The 20,752-nt window shown below is 37.2% G+C and carries 18 protein-coding genes; 7 read left to right on the forward strand and 11 right to left on the reverse strand.

Going from position 1 to position 20,752, the window contains the following annotated elements:
- Positions 1 to 22: 22 nt before the first annotated feature.
- The 6 genes from ACFIJK_RS01865 to ACFIJK_RS01890 form a co-directional block, all read right to left on the reverse strand.
- Positions 23 to 3,022, reverse strand: coding sequence for a 2-oxoglutarate dehydrogenase E1 component (locus tag ACFIJK_RS01865; RefSeq protein ID WP_375626095.1), 3,000 nt, complete (start codon positions 3,020 to 3,022; stop codon positions 23 to 25).
- A gap of 164 nt (positions 3,023 to 3,186) precedes the next feature.
- The gene (sucD, locus tag ACFIJK_RS01870) at positions 3,187 to 4,089 is read right to left on the reverse strand and encodes a succinate--CoA ligase subunit alpha (RefSeq protein WP_375625535.1); all 903 of its coding nucleotides are present in this window, start codon (positions 4,087 to 4,089) and stop codon (positions 3,187 to 3,189) included.
- A gap of 3 nt (positions 4,090 to 4,092) precedes the next feature.
- Positions 4,093 to 5,289: an ADP-forming succinate--CoA ligase subunit beta gene (gene sucC / locus ACFIJK_RS01875; protein ID WP_375626098.1), complete on the reverse strand. Its 1,197-nt coding sequence runs from the start codon at positions 5,287 to 5,289 to the stop codon at positions 4,093 to 4,095.
- 90 nt (positions 5,290 to 5,379) lie between these two features.
- Entirely contained in the window at positions 5,380 to 6,342 is a 963-nt protein-coding gene (mdh, locus tag ACFIJK_RS01880; protein WP_375626099.1) for a malate dehydrogenase, read from the reverse strand.
- A 288-nt stretch (positions 6,343 to 6,630) separates the two neighbouring features.
- Positions 6,631 to 7,830: a cell division protein ZapE gene (gene zapE / locus ACFIJK_RS01885; RefSeq protein WP_375626300.1), complete on the reverse strand. Its 1,200-nt coding sequence runs from the start codon at positions 7,828 to 7,830 to the stop codon at positions 6,631 to 6,633.
- A 98-nt stretch (positions 7,831 to 7,928) separates the two neighbouring features.
- A complete protein-coding gene (locus ACFIJK_RS01890; protein ID WP_015857108.1) occupies positions 7,929 to 8,474 on the reverse strand; it encodes an AprI/Inh family metalloprotease inhibitor in 546 nt (181 codons plus the stop codon).
- Between the two features lie 224 nt (positions 8,475 to 8,698).
- Between ACFIJK_RS01890 and dapF the strand changes: the two genes are divergently transcribed.
- The 7 genes from dapF (at position 8,699) to ACFIJK_RS01925 (ending at position 14,659) form a co-directional block, all read left to right on the forward strand.
- On the forward strand, positions 8,699 to 9,550 hold the full coding sequence (dapF, locus tag ACFIJK_RS01895; protein ID WP_375625532.1) for a diaminopimelate epimerase: 852 nt from the start codon (positions 8,699 to 8,701) through the stop codon (positions 9,548 to 9,550).
- Positions 9,550 to 10,833 carry a tRNA (N(6)-L-threonylcarbamoyladenosine(37)-C(2))-methylthiotransferase MtaB gene (mtaB, locus tag ACFIJK_RS01900; protein WP_375626102.1) on the forward strand — a complete coding sequence of 428 codons (1,284 nt, stop codon included), beginning with the start codon at positions 9,550 to 9,552 and terminating at the stop codon, positions 10,831 to 10,833. Before dapF ends, mtaB begins: the two co-directional genes overlap by 1 nt.
- Positions 10,834 to 10,847: 14 nt before the next feature.
- The gene (gene ftsY, locus ACFIJK_RS01905; protein WP_375626104.1) at positions 10,848 to 12,101 is read left to right on the forward strand and encodes a signal recognition particle-docking protein FtsY; all 1,254 of its coding nucleotides are present in this window, start codon (positions 10,848 to 10,850) and stop codon (positions 12,099 to 12,101) included.
- Positions 12,098 to 12,784 carry a septation protein A gene (locus ACFIJK_RS01910; protein ID WP_375626106.1) on the forward strand — a complete coding sequence of 229 codons (687 nt, stop codon included), beginning with the start codon at positions 12,098 to 12,100 and terminating at the stop codon, positions 12,782 to 12,784. The genes ftsY and ACFIJK_RS01910 overlap by 4 nt, the downstream gene beginning before the upstream one ends.
- A 62-nt stretch (positions 12,785 to 12,846) precedes the next feature.
- On the forward strand, positions 12,847 to 13,608 hold the full coding sequence (gene gloB, locus ACFIJK_RS01915) for a hydroxyacylglutathione hydrolase (RefSeq protein WP_375626108.1): 762 nt from the start codon (positions 12,847 to 12,849) through the stop codon (positions 13,606 to 13,608).
- 65 nt (positions 13,609 to 13,673) lie between these two features.
- Entirely contained in the window at positions 13,674 to 14,072 is a 399-nt protein-coding gene (locus ACFIJK_RS01920) for a hypothetical protein (protein ID WP_375626110.1), read from the forward strand.
- Positions 14,073 to 14,146: 74 nt separating this feature from the next.
- On the forward strand, positions 14,147 to 14,659 hold the full coding sequence (locus tag ACFIJK_RS01925) for a hypothetical protein (RefSeq protein ID WP_375626112.1): 513 nt from the start codon (positions 14,147 to 14,149) through the stop codon (positions 14,657 to 14,659).
- A gap of 409 nt (positions 14,660 to 15,068) precedes the next feature.
- Here ACFIJK_RS01925 and ACFIJK_RS01930 read toward each other — a convergent pair whose 3' ends face one another.
- The 5 genes from ACFIJK_RS01930 to mnmE form a co-directional block, all read right to left on the reverse strand.
- Positions 15,069 to 15,974, reverse strand: a complete 906-nt coding sequence (locus tag ACFIJK_RS01930) for a ParB/RepB/Spo0J family partition protein (protein WP_026500155.1) — start codon at positions 15,972 to 15,974, stop codon at positions 15,069 to 15,071.
- Between the two features lie 32 nt (positions 15,975 to 16,006).
- The gene (locus tag ACFIJK_RS01935; protein WP_273787549.1) at positions 16,007 to 16,804 is read right to left on the reverse strand and encodes a ParA family protein; all 798 of its coding nucleotides are present in this window, start codon (positions 16,802 to 16,804) and stop codon (positions 16,007 to 16,009) included.
- A gap of 6 nt (positions 16,805 to 16,810) precedes the next feature.
- A complete protein-coding gene (rsmG, locus tag ACFIJK_RS01940) occupies positions 16,811 to 17,458 on the reverse strand; it encodes a 16S rRNA (guanine(527)-N(7))-methyltransferase RsmG (protein WP_375625523.1) in 648 nt (215 codons plus the stop codon).
- Complete coding sequence (gene mnmG, locus ACFIJK_RS01945; RefSeq protein ID WP_375626115.1) at positions 17,458 to 19,326, reverse strand: tRNA uridine-5-carboxymethylaminomethyl(34) synthesis enzyme MnmG; 1,869 nt, start codon at positions 19,324 to 19,326, stop codon at positions 17,458 to 17,460. The genes rsmG and mnmG overlap by 1 nt, the downstream gene beginning before the upstream one ends.
- Before the next feature lie 106 nt (positions 19,327 to 19,432).
- Positions 19,433 to 20,740, reverse strand: coding sequence for a tRNA uridine-5-carboxymethylaminomethyl(34) synthesis GTPase MnmE (mnmE, locus tag ACFIJK_RS01950; RefSeq protein ID WP_375626117.1), 1,308 nt, complete (start codon positions 20,738 to 20,740; stop codon positions 19,433 to 19,435).
- Positions 20,741 to 20,752 lie beyond the last annotated feature (12 nt).

The following is a 20,752-nucleotide window of genomic DNA, read 5'->3' on the forward strand; positions in this document are numbered from 1 at the left end:
CATACATCAGAGTAGTAATAAATTAAGAACCTAACGCGTCTTTAAGAAACGCAGCCAGTTGTTCAAGGTGTTTCACCATTAACCCAGAGGCCGGTGACGCACTCGCAGGACGTCCTGCATAACGAGCACGTGAATATTGCGCATTAATATGCGTCAAAACCCATTCCAAATAAGGCTCAATAAATGACCAAGCCCCCATGTTTTTTGGTTCCTCTTGGCACCAAAAAACTTCCGCCTGCAAAAAGCGCGACAACACATTCACCAAAACTTTAGCAGGGAAAGGATAAAGTTGTTCAACACGAAGGAGGTAAACATCATCAATACCCTTTTTTTCACGTTCTTCATAAAGGTCGTAATAAACCTTACCAGTACAAAGAACGACACGGCGAATTTTATTATCTTTTTGCAACTTAATGACAGAATCTTTGAGACATTCTGCATCATCAAGCAAAACACGACAGAAACTTGTTTCTGGCCCCATTTCATTGAGAAGAGAAACAGCTCGCTTATGACGTAAAAGTGATTTCGGTGTCATCAAAATCAATGGCTTACGGAAATCACGCTTAATTTGTCGACGCAAAATATGAAAATAATTTGCAGGGGTTGTACAATTAGCAACCTGCATATTATCTTCCGCACAAAGTTGAAGAAACCGTTCTAAACGTGCAGAAGAATGCTCCGGCCCTTGCCCTTCAAAACCATGAGGCAATAAACACACAAGACCAGACATACGAAGCCACTTACGCTCCGCAGAAGAAATAAATTGGTCAAAAATGACCTGTGCACCATTGGAGAAATCACCAAATTGCGCTTCCCAAAGCGTTAAACCACGTGGTTCAGCAAGAGAATATCCATATTCAAAACCAAGAACAGCTTCTTCAGAAAGCATAGAATTAACAACTTCATAAAGCGCTTGCCCTTTTTGTAAATGATTCAAAGGAATATAACGCGCCTCATTTTCTTGGTCATAAAGAACTGAATGACGTTGCGAAAAAGTTCCCCGTTCAACATCCTCACCGGAAAGACGAACCGGTGCTCCTTCCAAACAAAGCGAACCAAAAGCTAGAGCTTCAGCGGTTGCCCAGTCAACACCCTCACCGGTTTCAAAAATTTTAGCACGATTATTTAAAAAACGTTGAATGGTTTTGTGAACGTGAAAATCTGCCGGAATTTCGACAATTTTTTGACCAATTTCCTTTAAAATTTTTAATTCAACACCGGTTGTTCTAGAATGTTGCTCATCAGAACTACTAAAAGCTTTGAGTCCCGTCCAGCTTCCATCAAGCCAATCAGCCTTATTAGGCTTATAAGAAGCACTTGCTTCAAATTCACCTTCAAGCTTATCGCGCCATAATTTTTTTTGTTGCTCAATCTCTTCTAGAGAAATCACCCCTTCTGCTACCAATTGGTCACTATAAAGTTGAAGTGTTGTTTTATGATTACGAATTGCCTTGTACATAAGTGGCTGCGTAAAGGAAGGCTCATCACCTTCATTATGCCCATAACGGCGATAACAAAACATATCAATAACCACTGGTTTATGGAAAATTTGGCGAAACTCTGTTGCTATTTTTGCAACAAAAACAACTGCCTCAGGATCATCACCATTCACATGGAAAATTGGTGCATCAATCATTTTTGCAACATCTGATGGATAAGGCGAAGAACGTGAAAAACGCGGAGATGTTGTAAAACCAATCTGATTATTGATAATCACATGAAGTGAGCCTGCAACACGATAACCTTTAAGACCTGAAAGACCAAAAGTTTCTTGGATAACGCCTTGTCCTGCAAAAGCAGCATCACCATGAATAAGCAGTGGCATCACTTTTGAACGCTCACTTAATGAGAGTAAATCAGTATGTGCAGGTCCCATAAGTTGATCTTGTTTAGCACGTGCTTTTCCTATAACAACCGGATCAACAATCTCAAGATGAGATGGATTGGCCAACAGCGATAAATGAACTTTTTTACCATCAAATTCAAGATCAGCTGAAGTTCCCAAATGATATTTGACATCACCGGATCCCTCCACATCATCAGGCTTATAAGATCCCCCTTTGAACTCATGAAAAATAGCCCTATGCGGCTTGGCAAGAACTTGTGAAAGAACATTTAAACGACCACGATGTGCCATTCCTAAAATAACTTCCTGCACCCCTAAAGCACTACCACATTTGATAATCTGTTCAAGAGCGGGAATCAGCGCTTCACCACCATCGAGTCCAAAACGCTTTGTACCTTTATATTTAGTGTCTAAAAACTGTTCGAAACCTTCCGCCTGAATAAGCTTATTAAGGATAGCTTTCTTGTCTTGTTGTGTGAAAGAAATTTTTTCATCTCGCCCTTCAATGCGTTCTTGAAGCCATGCTTTCTGAACCGGATCAGAAACATGCATATATTCCACACCGATTGTTGAACAATAAGTACGGTTGAGAATTTCAAGCATTTGTGGAATAGTTGCATATTCCAACCCTAAAACATTATCAATAAAAATGGGACGCTCATAATCAGCTGGAGTAAAACCATAAGCTTCTGGAGAAAGTTCCTTATAATCTTCTTGTTTTTCGGCCAATTGAAGAGGGTCAAGCTTTGCCCGAAGATGCCCCCGTGCTCGAAAAGCACGAATCATCATAATTGCATGAACGGAATCACGTGTTGCACGAATAACATCTTGCTCACTGGAAGTTTTTCCCTTTTGTGCAGCACCTGTTATTGCTTTTTCCTTTAATTTATCACCAAGATATTTTTCAAGAGAAGACCAATCACCATCAAGAGCAGAAACCAATTCTCCATTTGCCTTTACTGGCCAATGATCACTTTGCCATGTTGCCCCTTCAGCATTTCTGAGAACATCTTCTTTATTATCATGAAGTCCTTCAAAAAAAGCACGCCACTGTGAATCAACACTGGTAGGATCTTTTTCATATTGAGCATAAAGTTGATCTATATAATCCGCATTGCCACCATAAAGAAATGATGTCTGTGCAAAAAGGCTATTTATTTCGTCCTGCCTTGCCATATACCTCTCCGGAACATCTATTCCGTCTCCTTATATCTCTTTTCAACCTTTAAATGCTTACAAAACAAGCAATGATTCAAACATTCAAAAAAGTTTTACCTTTTTATACTCAAGTTTTTTCACCTGAATCTAAGAACTTTTTCTTATTCAGATGAAATTTTCTTTTAGCCCTTCAAAACTGACATCAAAGTCTTACCTATCTGTGATGGTGAAGGAGACACTCGAATCCCTGCTGATTCCATTGCCGCAATTTTATCTTCTGCTCCACCTTTACCACCAGAAATAACAGCACCAGCATGTCCCATTGTACGTCCTGGAGGAGCTGTACGGCCAGCAATAAAGCCAACAACTGGTTTTTTACGACCTTTTTTTGCTTCATCTTGCAGAAACTGTGCTGCTTCTTCTTCAGCAGAACCACCAATCTCCCCAATCATAACAATAGACTGAGTTTCATCATCCGCTAAAAACATTTCCAACACATCAATAAATTCAGTGCCCTTAACAGGGTCGCCACCAATCCCTATCGCAGTTGTTTGCCCGAGACCTTCCTGACTCGTTTGAAAAACGGCTTCATAAGTTAAAGTTCCCGACCTCGAAACAACCCCAACAGAACCTTTTCTAAAAATAGAACCAGGCATAATACCAATTTTACATTCATTTGGTGTAAGAATACCAGGACAATTAGGACCAATAAGACGAGACTTTGAGTTTTCTAACCGCGCCTTCACTTTAACCATATCCATAACGGGAATACCTTCCGTAATACAGATAATTAAACGAACTTCAGCTTCAATAGCCTCTATAATAGCTGCCGCAGCCCCTGCAGGCGGAACATAAATAACAGAAGCATCCGCGCCTGTTTTTTCCTTTGCTTCTGCAACATTAGCAAAGATAGGAAGAGTTTCGCCTTTTGAACCTTCCCATGTTTCTCCACCCTTTTTAGGATTAACACCCCCAACCATTTGCGTACCATGATAAGCAAGCGCCTGTTCTGTATGAAATGTTCCTGTTTTTCCTGTAAGCCCTTGAACTAGAACTTTTGTCTCTTTATTCACAAGAATCGACATAGCTTAAGCTCCCTTCACGGCTGCAACAATTTTTTGAGCAGCATCATCTAAATCATCAGCAGGAATAACATTCAAACCACTTTCATTGATAATTGCTTTACCCTGCTCAACATTAGTGCCTTCAAGACGAACAACTAAGGGAACCTTTAAACCAACCTCACGAACAGCAGCAACCACACCTTCAGCAATGACATCACAACGCATAATACCACCAAAAATGTTAACCAAAATGCCCTTAACATTTGGATCGGCCGTAATAATTTTAAAAGCAGCTGTCACCTTTTCTTTTGACGCTCCACCACCAACGTCAAGAAAATTTGCAGGCTCAGCTCCATAGAGTTTGATAATATCCATTGTTGCCATAGCAAGACCCGCACCATTAACCATGCAGCCAATTGTACCCTCAAGAGCAACATAAGCAAGATCATGCTTTGATGCTTCAATTTCTTTTGGATCCTCTTCTGAAAGATCGCGTAATTCTAAAATATCTGGATGACGAAATAGAGCATTATTATCAAAAGAAACTTTTGCATCAAGAACACGTAAACGACCATCTTTCATCACAATAAGCGGATTGATTTCTAAAAGGCTCATATCTTTTTCACAAAATGCCTTATAGAGAATCGGAAAAAGCTTTTCACCATCTTCTCGCGCACTACTTTGTAGTTTCAATGCATCACAAAGTCTTGCACAATCAACCGAAGTAACACCCTCTACAGCATCAATGGGAAGCGTGAATATTTTTTCTGGTGTCTCTTCAGCAACCGTTTCAATATCCATTCCACCTTCTGTTGAAACAACAAAAGCAATTCGACCAACGCCACGATCAACCAAAAGTGAAAGATAAAGCTCCCTTTCAATATCGGCACCATCCTCAATGTAAAGACGATTGACCTGCTTACCCTCTGGACCCGTTTGTTTGGTTACCAAAGTTTTACCAAGCATTTCTTGAACATTTGCAACAACTTCTTCAACAGATTTTGCAAGCCGAACACCACCCTTTGCATCAGGACCAAGTTCTTTAAACTTACCCTTACCACGACCACCAGCGTGTATCTGACTTTTAACCACATAGAGAGGTCCGGGCAATTTTTCCGCCCATTTTTCAGCTTGCTCTATAGAATAAACAGCGACACCATTTGCAATTGGTGCTCCATATTCATGAAGCAGACGTTTGGCCTGATACTCATGGATATTCATGCATTTGTCCTTTTCTTTTATGGATCATTATTAATCCTAAAGTTTTAATATTCTAAATACTTAGTTTTAATGAATTAAATCTTGTTCAATTTACTTGAGACTAGGCACAAGAGCAATACAAGCTTCACAAAGCTTTTTAACTGCATTTACTGAATGATCAAAAGCATCTCTTTCTTCTTTATCAAGATCAATTTCAATGACTCGCTCAACACCACCTGCACCAATTACAACAGGAACACCAACGTAGGTATCATTAACCCCATATTCTCCTGAAAGATAAGCTGCAACAGGCACAACACGCTTAGTGTCCTTTAAATAGGCCTCAGCCATAGAAACAGCAGAAGCTGCTGGTGCATAATAAGCAGAACCTGTTTTTAACAAACCAACAATTTCTGCACCACCATCACGGGTACGCTGGATAATTTGATCAATTCTTTCCTGTGTCGTCCAGCCCATCTTTACAAGATCAGGCAAAGAAATACCACCAACCGTTGAATAACGCACGAGAGGAACCATTGAATCACCGTGCCCTCCTAAAACAAACGCTGTCACATCTTTAACAGAGACCTTAAATTCCTCAGATAAGAAATGACGAAAACGTGCTGAATCAAGAACACCAGCCATACCAACCACTTTATGTGTAGGGAGACCTGAAAATTTCTGCAATGCCCACACCATCGCATCAAGGGGATTGGTAATACAAATAACAAATGCTGAAGACGCGTATTTTTTAATTCCAGCTCCAACTTGTTCCATCACCTTTAAATTAATGCCCAAAAGATCATCCCGGCTCATACCAGGTTTTCGCGCAACGCCTGCTGTTACAATAACAACATCAGATCCTTCAATTGCTTCATAAGCATTAGCACCTTTTAAACTGATATCAAAACCGTCGACGGGAGAAGATTCGGCGATATCTAGAGCCTTACCTTGTGGCACACCTTCCGCAATATCAAATAAAACAACATCACCAAGTTCTTTAAGCCCAATAATATGTGCTAAAGTACCACCAATCATACCTGAACCAATGAGAGCTATTTTTTTTCGTGCCATTTTATTTTTTCCTAACTTTTAGATAATTCAGCGCACACCCATCAGCGTCCCTATACTGAATATTTTTGACTTCAACCATATTCAAACAATATCATAAAAAGGAGTAAAGAAATGAAATTTACAAATTTTTCTCCTTACAGAAACAACAAACCTCCGCTGAAACAACTATTAGAAAATTATCACGATGTATCGATAAAGTGAATTTAAAAAAAATACAACAGAATTATTACGTTTCTTTAATTTCAAAGAGTTATTGTTTTTACAGTTTACGTAAAGGTAAAAGTATAATCAATGCTTCTTCTTCAAAAGAAAATGTTCTTCCCAAAGTTTTAAATAATCGTGGCTTTGCATTTCAAAAAGACGTGACTGTGTTCTTTGAAATTCAAATGTTTCCGTAATCTGTGCATTCCCTTTATACAAATCCCCCACCTCTGCCGCTGCCGACATAAATAACCGTATGTGGCGCTCATAAAGAATATCAATAAGCAAAATAAACCGTTTTGTTTCATTGCGACATGTATCATCCATGACCGGTACATTATCAATAAAAATCGTATGATAACGCTCCCCTAATACCAAATACTCAGCCGCTGCCAAAGGCTTTGCACATAAATCTCCATAATCAAAGCGTGCACATCCTGCACCAACGCGCGGAATAGGAATAAGGCGCCCTTTTATAGAAAGCTCATCAGATATCTCCTTATGTCCTTGCAATACAAGTGCCCATGCTTGATCCATGCATTCATCTGCTTTTTTTCCTAAAGGTGCTACATACACAGGCTGTAGATTTGATTTTTCAAGACGATAATCTGTTTTTGCATCAAGATTAACAACACGAACATATGCTTTCAAAACTTGAATAAAAGGCAAAAAGAGTTCACGATTTAAACCGTTACAATAAAGGTTATCCGGCGCCACATTTGAAGTCGCAATAAAGAAAATTCCTTTATCAAACAAAGCAGAAATAAGCCGCCCCAACACCATAGCATCAGCAATATCTGTTACACTAAACTCATCAAAACAAAGTACCTTTGCTTCTCGTGCAAGATCTTCAGCAACAGCTAAAATAGGATTATCTTGTTTAAATTTTTTACCCCCAGATGCTTGACGATAAAAATTAATACGCTCATGCACATCAGTCATAAAATCATTAAAATGAGCACGCTTTTTATGACCTTTAGGCAAACAAGAAAAGAACAAATCCATCAGCATAGTTTTGCCCCGTCCTACTTCACCAAAAACATATAATCCCTGAAAAGAACCCTTTTCATCCCCTTGTTTTACAACACAAGAAATATTTTGTTTTTTTCTTTTAAATATTCTATTAAAGAAAGAGCAAAATTTCCAAGTCCAAGGACGAGAGATGTTTTGTTCCGCAATTTTTTTTAATAAATGATCAAAATATTCTGTTATAGCTAATTGAGCGGGGTCAAAACAAACCTCTCCTTTAGAGACAAGCTCTTTATAACGTGTTGAAACGAGAATCATCCAAACAACCTTTTTCAAACCGTTCTCAATGAAAAATATAAATACTTTTCACGAATCTGTCCGTCTAGCTTAGTTTTTCATAAACGATCAAAAATGATTTAACGACTTAAAACAACGGGATGATCATCAAGTGTACGTCCCTCAAAACGATCAACATTTGAAGAGTAGAGAGCAAGGATAACACGTCCAGAGTTATTATAAAAATATAATCTTTTTCCTTTAACAGCCCACGATCTCACTTGAGAAGCAATTCCTGGACAGTGTAAAGGACCAGCACGGTACCCTTGTCCAAACTTTGTTTGCGGCGTTGCGATCCGGCAAACTTTACCCCCCATAGAAAGATTCCATACACCAGCAACACTTGCAGGAAATAAATCAGTAGCATTACTTGGCAATTCGAGACTAGCCATTCGTCCATCACTCTGAGAATCTCCCTTCTCATACATCGAAGCGTTTGCTGCCTCAGATATCGACGAAGAAGTAGATGACAGATCAGACACTTCCAATGTTGTCATTTGTTGAGATGGATAAAAAACTTCTAATGCGTTACTACCGTCATTACTGTCAAACCGTGTTGTTGAACATCCCCCTAAAAGCATTACAGTTGATAGTGCAACGAAAAACGAAATTTTTGAAAACGACATATCTGTACTCTCTCCCACGACAATAAATAAGTTCACAAAGAAATTAAGTGAATATTTGTTATAGTTACAAAGATAAATTAACAAATTAAAAAAATAGGTTAAAATCATTTATTTTAAACGAAATAATTTATGTACCCAATTTTATATTTATTAAACACTAGAAATTTATAAGATTTTCAGTCATATATCTCTTTATAAGTAATCATTAGAAATAGAGAAGTTTCATGAAAACGCCATTTAGCAAAATGGACGGTCTTGGAAATCAAATTATTGTTGTTGATATGCGTGAAAGCACTCATACTCTTACATCGCAAGCAATCCTCGCTTTGTCGGCAGATCCCGAAATGCATTTTGATCAAATCATGGCTATCCACACACCAACCCAGAAAAAAGCCGACTTCCGCATAGAAATATGGAATGCCGACGGATCAATGGCTAAAGCTTGTGGCAATGGTACCCGCTGTGTTGTTGCATGGCTTAAAAATCACAATTTTGGTGAAAAATTTCGTTTAGAAACTCCCGCTGGAATTATTGAAGGGAAATATCAAACCGATAATCTCATTTCTGTTGATATGGGATGCCCAAATTTCAATGCAAAAGAGATGCCTGTTTCACGTGAAATAGTTGATACCAATCACGTAGAAATTACGGCTGGTCCCCTAAAAGATGCTTGTCTCATATCCATTGGCAATCTCCATGCTATCTTTTTTGTTGAAAATGATATTCAACATATTCCATTAGAAAAATATGGGCCGAAACTTGAACATGATCCCCTATTTCCCGAACAGTGCAATATTTCCATTGCTTGCATAACGTCAAAGAAAAGTCTAAATTTACGGACATGGGAGCGAGGAGCAGGATTAACACAAGCATGTGGGAGTGCTGCCTGTGCAAGTGCAGTGGCTGCTTATCGTCGTGGTCTCACACAACGCCATATTGATGTAAACTTACCAAAGGGAACACTTAATATTTTTTACCGAGAAGACGATCACGTTATTATGATAGGACCAATAAAATATCAATTTAGTGGTTTTTTAAGCCCTCTAACAGGGTGCTACAAAAAGGATCACTCCTGATGGCAATAGAAATTGTAACTTTTGGTTGTCGACTTAATAGCTACGAATCGGAAATCATTCGCAAAGAAAGTACTTCTTCAGGGCTAGATCAGCTTAAAGATGGTGCTATTATCTTTAATACCTGTGCTGTCACTGCCGAAGCCGTACGACAAGCAAAACAAGCTATCCGCAAAGCACGACGTGAAAATCCTCATGCACGTATCATTGTAACAGGGTGTGCAGCCCAAACAGAAGGGCAAAATTTTGCCTCAATGACAGAAGTGGATCTCGTTTTAGGAAACGAAGATAAACTTCACGCCCATTCTTATCGTCAACTTCCTGATTTTGGTATTAACCATTCCGAAAAAGTGCGTATCAATGACATTATGGAAGTACAAAAAATTGCTCCACATATGGTCAGTGCAATGCAAGAGCGCACCCGCGCTTTTGTACAGGTACAAAATGGATGTGATCATCGCTGTACATTTTGCATTATTCCTTATGGACGAGGACCATCTCGCTCAGTTCCCATGGGTGCTGTCATAGAACAAATTAAAAAGCTGGTAGGTGAGGGTATCCAAGAAGTGGTCCTTACAGGTGTTGATCTTACAAGTTATGGTCACGATCTTCCTGGAAAAGCTACTCTAGGAAAATTAACTTCAGCAATTTTGCATCATGTCCCTGACTTAGCGCGATTACGCCTCTCATCTATTGACTCAATTGAAGCAGACGAAGAACTCATCAATCTTTTAGCTTATGAAACAAGGATCATGCCCCATTTGCATTTATCTTTGCAAGCAGGTGATAATATGATTTTAAAACGGATGAAACGGCGACACTTACGCGAACATGCTATTCAATTTTGCCAAGAATTGCGTGCCAAACGTCCTACAATGGTTTATGGTGCCGACTTAATTGCTGGTTTTCCTACAGAAACAGAAGAGATGTTTCAAAACAGTCTTATTTTAATCAAAGATTGTAATTTAACCCATCTCCATGTCTTCCCCTTTAGTCCAAGAGAAGGAACACCTGCCGCACGTATGCCACAAATCAACCGTAAAATAGTTAAGATGCGTGCTGAAAAATTACGTAAAGCAGGTGAGGAGGCTTACCAAAAGCATCTTGCTCATTTACAAAACAGTCTACAAACAATTCTCGTTGAAAAAGATGAAATCGGACGAACGGAAGATTATACTCTTGTACAAGTTAAAGGTGCAAAAGCAGGAACAATTGTTCAAGCCCTTATCGTTGATCATGATGGCGATAAATTGATTGCTATCCTTCCAAAATTAAACGCTGCTTGAGCAGGAAAATTCTTATGACGAAATCTTTTATAAAAAAAATATTCTCTTTTAACAAATCTCAAGAGCAGGAAATGGAACAACAGATTTCTATTCCTGATAAAAGCGATGTAATGGAAAAAAATAAAGACAAAAATGAAAGGACAAAAAATAACCAAATCTCTATAGACACAGAAAAAGAAGAACAAACAAAAAATCGAGAGTCAACACTTACAAAATATGATGAAAAATCTCCATTTCTAGAATCTCATTCTGATAAAATTCCTCTTTCTGGTAAAATTATTGTCACAGACAACGTCCGTGAAAAAAAGAATGAAGAAATTTTATCTGAACTTTCTGTTGAACAAAAAAGGATAGCGTGGTTTGAGCGCCTTAAAAAAAGTCTATCCCTTTCTTCACAACGCCTAAGCGGATCAATTGGCGACCTCTTTGTTAAAAGAAAACTTGATGAAGATACATTGCAAGAGCTCGAAGATATCCTTATCCAAGCTGATCTTGGAGTAGAAACGGCGACACGCATCACAAATACTTTAGCTTCCAGTCGTTACGGAAAAGATCTTTCCCCAGACGATATTCATACTATTGTAGCTGATGAGGTCAAAAAAGTTCTGGAACCTGTTGCAATTCCATTAGAGCTTGATCTCAGCTATAAACCTCATGTTATTTTGCTGGTAGGTGTAAATGGAACTGGAAAAACGACAACAATCGGAAAACTTGCAGCAAAATTAACAGCAGGGGGATTAAAAGTTATGCTTGCAGCTGGTGATACTTTCCGAGCCGCAGCTATTGAACAATTGCATATTTGGGGTAAACGTACTGATTCTCCTGTTATTTCGACAAAATTGGGTGCAGATGCCGCCAGCTTAGCCTTTGATGCTTATGAAAAAGCAAAAAAAGCAAACAGTGATGTATTAATTATTGATACAGCAGGGCGTTTACAAAATAAATCTGAATTGATGGATGAGTTAGCAAAAATTATTCGTGTTTTAAAGAAACACACACCCCAAGCACCCCATACAATCCTTCAAACGCTTGATGCAACTACCGGACAAAATGCACTCAACCAAGTGGAAATTTTCCGTGAAATTGCTGGTGTTAATGGTTTAGTCATGACAAAGCTGGATGGGACCGCACGAGGAGGAATTCTTGTCGCTATAGCAGCAAAATATAAATTACCCGTTTATTTTATCGGTATAGGAGAAAATATTGAAGACCTTCAACCTTTTTCTGCTTCTGACTTTGCCGAAACTATCGCAGGAAAACATACATGAAACAGCCTTTATCTAACTCTAATTCACAGAATAATTCTGAAAAAAATATGAATAACAATAAGAAACCCCCTCTCTCACCAACCATAAAATTTTTCTTGGAAATGGGGCCGTTAGTCGCCTTTTTTCTGGCTAATTATAAGGGCGAATGGTTGATAAAAAACATTGGATTTTTTCAAAATTTTAGTAAACCTATTTTCCCTGCAACAGCTATTTTTATGATAGCCATTATTATTTCTCTAAGCTTATCATGGATCCTTGCACGACAAATTCCTATTATGCCCCTTATTTCAGGAATCTTTGTTCTATTCTTTGGATTTTTAACTCTTTGGCTTCATAATGATACTTTCATCAAAATGAAACCAACAATTATTAATAGCTTATTTGCGCTCATCCTCTTTAGTGGTATGTTTTTTAAAAAACCACTTTTACGTTATGCTCTTGATTCTACATTAAAACTTGATGATTTAGGCTGGCAAAAACTTACCTATCGTTGGGCATTCTTTTTCGTTTTTCTTGCCCTTTTGAATGAAATCATTTGGCGCAATTTTAGCGATAATTTTTGGACAAGTTTTAAAGTATTTGGCGTTATGCCCCTAACAATCCTCTTTATGCTTACCCAAATGCCTATCATTCTGAAACATTCAAAAGGGCTTTTCACAGAAGAGGACAAATCTGATTCTTAAAAAAATCCACCACTATATATTATTTTATAGATTCATTACCAAACACTGTTCAGGAGAAAAACATGTTGATTGAACAGTTTATTTGTCGAAAAGATAACTTTGGTGTACTCATTCATGATGAAAAAAGTGGCTACACAGCTGCAATTGATGCACCTGAAAGTGAAGCTATTCATAACACCTTAAAACGCCGTAACTGGACACTTCAGACTATTTTTGTAACTCATCATCATCACGACCATGTAGAAGCATTGGAAGAATTAAAACAAGTATACAACGCTATGATTATCGGACCAGAAGCAGAAAAAGAAAAGATTCATCATCTTGATCAAACACTTCAACCTGATGAAAAACTTCTCTTTGGTTCTCACCCACTTTTAGCTCTTTCAACACCTGGTCACACTTTGGGCGCATTATCTTATTATTTTCCTGAAAAAGGTTTGCTCTTTGCTGGAGATACACTTTTCTCACTTGGTTGTGGACGCCTTTTCGAAGGAACACCTGCTCAAATGCTGAACTCTTTAAAAAAGCTTCGTCAACTTCCCGATAAGACACTTCTTTATTGTGGTCATGAATATACCAAAACCAATGCTCTTTTCGCATTAACACTTGATCCACATAATCAAAAACTTCGTCAAAGAGTGGAAGAAGTTTCTTTGCTACGTGCAAAAAACGCTATGACTTTACCAGTAACCTTAGGGCAAGAAAAAGCCACCAATCCCTTTCTCCGATGGGATGATAGTGTGTTGCGAAGAAACCTCGCAATGGAAGAAGAAACAGATGAAGAAGTCTTTGCTGAAATTCGAAGAAGAAAGGATAACTTTTAAACATGCTTAAGTTCGTATTACGTTTGTTCCTCCTTTTTCTTTTCGTGATACATACTCAACTAACAATGGCAGAGGAAAAGAAAACAGACTATCGATTTGAGTTCCCGTATATTATTGCAAATTATACCTTAACAGAAGATTTTCTCTTGAAAATGGAACAAATTGGAAAAGAATATGAAAATTTACTGCCAGAGTTAAAAGCATCTAATACCCCATGTAACAATACTATTAAAGAATTTACCACTTACATTTCTGATCAGCCAAAATTAATGAATATTTTAAAAAACAATAACATCACGCCTAGAGATTTTTTTCTTGGTTGCAATGCGCTTACGGGAACGTTATTGATACTTACCTCGGCTGAATTTGATGAAAAAAACACCGTATTTTTAAGCAATTTGGAATTTGGTAAAAAGCATATGTATAGAGTATATACTGTTGTAGAAAAAATTTGTGGCTGTTAACTTTAAAAATTAATTGACTTAACAAACGGAGAAGTCTTTGCTGAAATTCGAAGAAGAAAGGATAACTTTTAAACATGCTTAAGTTCGTATTACGTTTGTTCCTCCTTTTTCTTTTCGTGATACATACTCAACTAACAATGGCAGAGGAAAAGAAAACAGACTATCGATTTGAGTTCCCGTATATTATTGCAAATTATACCTTAACAGAAGATTTGCTTTTAAAAATGGAACAAATTAATAAAGAAGAGTGTGAAAGTTCACCATCAGAATCAAAAGTATCCGATACCGAAAAAGAACCTGATATTGAAATTGAACACGACAACAGTATTGAAGGATTCGTAGCTTCTATTTCTAATCAACCAAAATTAATGAATATTTTAAGAAAAAATAATATAACACCTAAAGATTTTGCTATAGGAACCATCGCCCTTCAAGCAACATTAACAATGCTTTTAGCTCCTCTTGAACTTCTTAAAAAAGAGGGGATTTCTTTTGATGAAAAAAATACTGTAGTTTCAAACAATTTAGAGTTTGGTAAAAAATATACGTATAGAATACTTGCTATTTTAAAAAGTCGTTGTAAATAGAATTCGTGCTATTTTGAACAGACTATCAATTTGTTTTCTCCCTAGCAGCAACCCAAATATCATTGTAAATTATCCTTTAACAGAATATTTTCTCTCAAAAATAGAATAACTAAAACAAATAAATTGAGGATTTACCCCCAGAGCCAGAGGCATCCAATACCGGAAATGATAACAGCATTGAAGGGTTAATTGCTTCTATTTCTGCTAGATCAAAACTAACAGATCTTTTAAGAAAATATAATTTCTCACCTAAAGATTATGTTATTGGTCTCATGGCCCTTCAAACAACTTTAGCTGCAATAATAGCCTTTGAAGATAAAAAATTCTCTTCAAAAATACTATACCTTCAGATAATTTTAATTTCAGTCAAAAATATGTAGATAGAATTCGTGCTATTTTAGATAATTAATTAGTTTTGCAAACGCCGGCAAATATCATCTAATTGTTCTAGTGAAGAGTAGCGTATTTTTAAATCACCACCTTTTTTGCCATGCCGAATAGTCACTTTCATTCCGATCACGTCTGCAAGTAATTTTTCTAAAGATTTTGTTTCTGTATCTTTCTCAACAGCAGTTCGTTTTTTGACTTTTGGATTTGCCTGTTCATACGCAAGTATTTCTGTTTGGCGCACAGAAAGCCCTTCGCGAATAATTTTTTCAGCTAAATCCTGTGGATTCTCAACAGTGATAAGACAGCGTGCATGACCAGCGGAGAGTTGCCCATCGGTTAAGAATTGTTGTACTTTTGGTGGAAGTTTTAACAAACGAAGCGTATTAGCAACATGACTGCGACTTTTTCCAATAACTTGCGCTAAATCTGCCTGCGTATATCCATGTTCATTCAGCAAAATTTCATATCCCATTGCTTCTTCGATAGGATTAAGATCAGCACGTTGAACATTTTCAATAATTGCCAATTCCAAAGCCGTTTTATCATCTACATCGCGAACAATAACCGGTAATTTATTTAAATTGGCTCGCTGTGCAGCACGCCAACGCCGTTCGCCAGCAATTAATTCAAAACGATGAGGATGATCACGTGATGGTCTTACAATAACAGGTTGAACAACACCGTGCTGGCGAATTGATTGTGCTAAATTATCAAGTTCTGAATCGGTAAAATGACGTCGCGGATTATGTGGATTGCACGAAATAGATTCAAGTGGAACAAATCGTTCAGAAACAGGAGAAGCTGTATTGGACTCTGTAAATTTGTCAGTATTTGATGAACGTGTAAGATCGCTGTTTAAACTGATATCCCCAATTAATGCCGCTAATCCACGACCCAGTCTTTTTTTTGATTGATCATCATTCATAATTTTGCTCTTTAAATTTTTAGTTTATTTTTTTAAGCAGCAGCACGTGCTTGTTTTTCACGTTGAATCATTTCTGATGCTAGACGCAAATAAGCTTGGCTCCCAGCACATTTGAGATCATAAAGCAATACAGGTTTTCCAAAAGAGGGCGCTTCTGATACTCTTACATTTCGTGGAATAACAGTACGATAAACCTTATCTCCCATAAAAGAACGTACATCTTCAACAACTTGATTTGAAAGATTATTACGTCCATCATACATTGTTAGAACGATACCTTGGATTTCTAAAGATGGATTAAGTACGGATCGCACTTGTTTTACTGTTTCAAGTAATTGACTTAAACCTTCAAGTGCTAAAAATTCACACTGCATAGGCACTAAAACAGAATCCGCAGCCCCCATAGCATTAAGTGTTAAAAGATTAAGGGAGGGGGGACAATCAATTAAAATATAATTGAATTTTTTTTCCATTTCCGGATCATCATAGAAAGCTTTACGTAAGCGTTGTATGCGATCTTGTGATGAAGAAATTTCCATTTCCACACCTAAAAGATCAAGTGTAGAGGGAACTATATAAAGATTGGGTACTGCTGTTTTTAAAGCCGCTTGTGTAATTGAAATTCCCGAAACTAAAACATCATAAGAAGATAAAGGACGGTTATTACGATCAATCCCTAAACCTGTACTAGCATTACCTTGTGGATCAACATCCATAATAAGGACATTTTCACCAATAGCCGCTAAAGCTGTTGCAAGATTAATTGCTGTGGTTGTTTTTCCGACTCCACCCTTTTGGTTTGCAATAGCGATAATTCGTGTTTCGCTCATTTTGCTCTACCCTCTATATGATCGAATATGAGAAATTTCCAAAATAACAGAATTTTCATCAACTTTACTTTTATGTTTTAACAGATCAAAGTGCCAATTGGCAGAGGCATTTTTTATTTCTGTAGCGTAATCCCGACCTTTTTGCAAAAGAGCGATTGTTTTTTCTGTTAATAAAGGAAAAATAAGTTGTAGAAGACTATTGAGCGGCGCTAATCCCCGTGCCGTTATAATATCAGATACGGGAATTTTTTGATATACATCTTCAATTCTAGCGTGATAAACCGTTGCTGGAAGATTAAGTTGAGAAATAACTGTTCGCAAAAAAGCAACTTTTTTCCCATTACTTTCAACAAGATTAATATGTCCTACTTTTTTTTCTTTCAAAAAGATAGCAATCACAATTGCAGGAAAACCTCCTCCTGATCCTAAATCACACCAATGTAAAGAATGAGCATACAAAGGAAAAATTTGTGCTGAATCTAGAATATGCCGTGTCCATAGATCTGGTATCGTTGTAGCAGATATCAAATTAATATGTGCATTCCATTGAAGTATTAAAGACTCAAACTGAATTAAATTTTCCATCGTTTCACGTGAAACAGAAGGAACAATATTTAATAATTGTTGATATTTTTTTTCTGTAGAAAAATCCATTAAGCTGTTTTAGCCTTTTCACGTCGTTGACGTTGAATATATGTAATAATAAGCGATAACGCGGCGGGTGTCATGCCATCAATTTTTTGTGCATCAGCAATTGAACGCGGCGACACTTCTTGAATTTTTGATTTAAGTTCATTTGAAAGACCTGAAATTGCCTGAATATCAAGAGAAGAAGGAATTTCTAAACGCTCATCTCTCTGAAGAGAAGCAATATCTTGTGCTTGTTTATCTAAATAAACCGCATATTGTGCCTCAATTTCTAAAGATTCTGCTGTTTTAGAATCAACCGTTTGTAATTGTGGCCAAAAATCTGAAAGACGCTCTAAAGTCATATGAGGATACGCAAGAAAATCATAAGCGGAACGCCGAATTCCATCATGATTAACGTGTAATCCATGAGCAGAAGCTTCATTGGGTGTTAAAAAAAGATTTTGACATATTGATCGTGCTTGATCAAGGCGTTCTTGTTTTTTCTGATAACATTCCCAACGTATTTCACTCACAATACCCCATTTTTGTGCCAAAGGTGTTAAACGCGTATCAGCATTATCAGATCGTAAAGATAAACGAAATTCAGCACGTGATGTAAACATCCTATAAGGTTCACAAACACCACGTGAAACCAAATCATCAACCATAACACCAATATAAGCGGTAGAACGACTTATAAGTATTTCATCTAATTTACCTACTTTACGTGCCGCATTTAACCCAGCTAAAAGTCCTTGTGCTGCTGCTTCCTCATATCCTGTTGTACCATTAATTTGGCCTGCTAAAAACAAACCCGGTAAAGAACGTAATTCTAAGCTTCTCGTTAATTGTTGTGGATTAACAAAATCATATTCAATAGCATAACCAGGTTGCAAAACTACAGCATTTTCCAACCCTTCAATGGTTTTCAATAGAGAAATTTGTACATCTTCAGGAAGAGAAGTAGAAAGACCATTTGGATAAACAGTATCATCATTTAATCCTTCTGGTTCTAGAAAGATCTGATGTCCATCACGTTCTCCAAATTTCACAATTTTATCTTCAACAGAAGGACAATAACGTGGTCCTAACCCTTCAATATTTCCAGAATATAAAGCAGAACGATAAATATTCTCGCGAATAATTTGATGTGTTTTCTCATTTGTACGTGTTATTGCACATTCAATTTGTGGTTGTTCAATTTTCTCTGTTAAAAGAGAAAAGGGAATGGGATTTTCATCTGCTTGTTGTTTTGGAAGATGATCCCAAGCAATTGTTTTTTTACTCAAACGAGCAGGGGTTCCTGTTTTTAATCGACCAAATTTTATATGATAATTTTTTAAACGTTTAGCAAGTTGCACACTTGACTGATCTCCCATACGTCCAGCAGCCCATGTTTTATCACCAATATGAATAAAGCCATTTAAAAATGTCCCTGTTGTTAAAACAACAGCACCAGATAAAATTGTTCCTTGTTTTTTTAAAATAACACCTGATACACAATTATCTTTAACGACCAGATCAATAACTTCATCCTCAATAAGAGTAAGATTTTCTTGTTCTTTTAATAATTTTTGAATTGCTTTTTTATAAAGTTGTCGATCCGCTTGCGTCCGTGGTCCTCTTACTGCCGGTCCTTTACGTCTATTAAGTAGTCTAAACTGAATTCCAGCAGCATCTGCTGCTCTTCCCATGAGACCATCTAATGCATCTATTTCACGAACTAGATGCCCTTTTCCAAGACCACCAATAGCAGGATTACACGACATTGTTCCCAGTGCTGATATTTTATGTGTAACAAGCGCTGTTTTGGCTCCTACACGCGCTGAAGCTGAAGCCGCTTCACAGCCAGCATGACCACCACCAACAATAACAACATCATATGATTGCATTTAATTCATTCCGTAGAAAATATTCTAAGGTTTCACGTGAAACAGTATATAAATTACATAATCTTTATAATCTGTCTATGAAATAATCAATGTTTCACGTGAATCATTATTTACCAACACAAAACTCTGAAAAAATAATATCAAGCAAATCTTCAACATCAATATCTCCTGTAATTTTTCCAATAAAATCACTTGCACAACGGAGATGTTCTGCACGTAAACTGAGATCAAGAGAATGATAATTAAGAGAATATTCAATCTCTTTAACAGCCTCCTTTAATAATTGAAGTTGTCTTTTACGCGCCGGAACAATATTTCCAATTTCAGAAGCACGATGATGACAAAATGATTCAAGTTCTTTGATAAAATAATCAAAATTTAAACCAGTTAATGCGGAAAATTGTATAGACCAATGCTGATCATTTTTTTCATAAAGATCAAGCTTATTGCCAACACACCATATTTCAGCCGATGTTTCTGGTAAATCAACTTGTTCAGGATTTCCTATATCATAAACCAAAATAACTAAATCAGCTTCCCTAACATGCTGTTTAGCAACTTCTATTCCCATTTGTTCTATTTTATTTTCTGTTTTTCTAAAACCAGCAGTATCCGTTAAAAAAATAGGTAAACCACCAAGAATAATTCTCATTTCTAAAGCATCACGGGTTGTTCCTGCTTCTTCCGTTACAATAGCAACAGATCTTCCTGAAAGACGATTCATAATGCTTGATTTTCCAGAATTTGGAGCACCAGCAATAACAATTTTTAATCCATCACGTAAAATACTCGCACGCTCTCCTTCAATAATATATTCACGAATAGAAGTACAAAGATCCTCAACATCTTTCCAAACTTTATCAGATATTGCGTTGGGAATATCTGCTTCATCAACAAAATCAAGTTCTGCCTCAATAAAAGCACGCGCCTTCATAAGCTTATGACGCCAATCACGATAAAGCGTCGTTAAATGTCCACTTGTACCCATAACAGCTAAACGCCGTTGGCTTTCCGTTTCTGCTTCTATTAAATCAGCAAGACCTTCTGCTTGAACAAGATCTAATTTTCCTTCCATAAAAGCACGACGTGAAAATTCACCTGCTTCTGCAATACGGCATCCAGAAAATGTCGACAATTCATCGAGAAAACGACTAACAACGGCTTTTCCTCCATGTAAATGGAATTCTGCACAATCTTCCCCCGTAAAACTATGAGGAGCAGGAAAAAAAACAGTTAAACCAGAATCTAAAAAGCTCCCATCACGAGCAGTAAGATTTCCATAATGCATAAAACGTGCTTTAGGTAAACGACCACAAAGCGTTTTAACTATATCCACAACATGAGGACCAGAAAGCCTAATGACTGCAACCCCTGAAGGTAACAATCCACTCGAAACAGCAAAGATTGTATCCACAGGTTTTATCCT

It is taken from the genome of Bartonella sp. PS17NMGDW, assembly GCF_042193555.1.
Classification (GTDB): domain Bacteria; phylum Pseudomonadota; class Alphaproteobacteria; order Rhizobiales; family Rhizobiaceae; genus Bartonella; species Bartonella grahamii.

Coding starts and splice junctions, on each gene's coding strand:
- ACFIJK_RS01865 (WP_375626095.1), bottom strand. CDS start 3,022: ATGGCAAGGCAGGACGAAATAAATAGCCTTTTTGCACAGACATCATTT.
- sucD (WP_375625535.1), bottom strand. CDS start 4,089: ATGTCGATTCTTGTGAATAAAGAGACAAAAGTTCTAGTTCAAGGGCTT.
- sucC (WP_375626098.1), bottom strand. CDS start 5,289: ATGAATATCCATGAGTATCAGGCCAAACGTCTGCTTCATGAATATGGA.
- mdh (WP_375626099.1), bottom strand. CDS start 6,342: ATGGCACGAAAAAAAATAGCTCTCATTGGTTCAGGTATGATTGGTGGT.
- zapE (WP_375626300.1), bottom strand. CDS start 7,830: ATGATTCTCGTTTCAACACGTTATAAAGAGCTTGTCTCTAAAGGAGAG.
- ACFIJK_RS01890 (WP_015857108.1), bottom strand. CDS start 8,474: ATGTCGTTTTCAAAAATTTCGTTTTTCGTTGCACTATCAACTGTAATG.
- dapF (WP_375625532.1), top strand. CDS start 8,699: ATGAAAACGCCATTTAGCAAAATGGACGGTCTTGGAAATCAAATTATT.
- mtaB (WP_375626102.1), top strand. CDS start 9,550: ATGGCAATAGAAATTGTAACTTTTGGTTGTCGACTTAATAGCTACGAA.
- ftsY (WP_375626104.1), top strand. CDS start 10,848: ATGACGAAATCTTTTATAAAAAAAATATTCTCTTTTAACAAATCTCAA.
- ACFIJK_RS01910 (WP_375626106.1), top strand. CDS start 12,098: ATGAAACAGCCTTTATCTAACTCTAATTCACAGAATAATTCTGAAAAA.
- gloB (WP_375626108.1), top strand. CDS start 12,847: ATGTTGATTGAACAGTTTATTTGTCGAAAAGATAACTTTGGTGTACTC.
- ACFIJK_RS01920 (WP_375626110.1), top strand. CDS start 13,674: ATGGCAGAGGAAAAGAAAACAGACTATCGATTTGAGTTCCCGTATATT.
- ACFIJK_RS01925 (WP_375626112.1), top strand. CDS start 14,147: ATGCTTAAGTTCGTATTACGTTTGTTCCTCCTTTTTCTTTTCGTGATA.
- ACFIJK_RS01930 (WP_026500155.1), bottom strand. CDS start 15,974: ATGAATGATGATCAATCAAAAAAAAGACTGGGTCGTGGATTAGCGGCA.
- ACFIJK_RS01935 (WP_273787549.1), bottom strand. CDS start 16,804: ATGAGCGAAACACGAATTATCGCTATTGCAAACCAAAAGGGTGGAGTC.
- rsmG (WP_375625523.1), bottom strand. CDS start 17,458: ATGGATTTTTCTACAGAAAAAAAATATCAACAATTATTAAATATTGTT.
- mnmG (WP_375626115.1), bottom strand. CDS start 19,326: ATGCAATCATATGATGTTGTTATTGTTGGTGGTGGTCATGCTGGCTGT.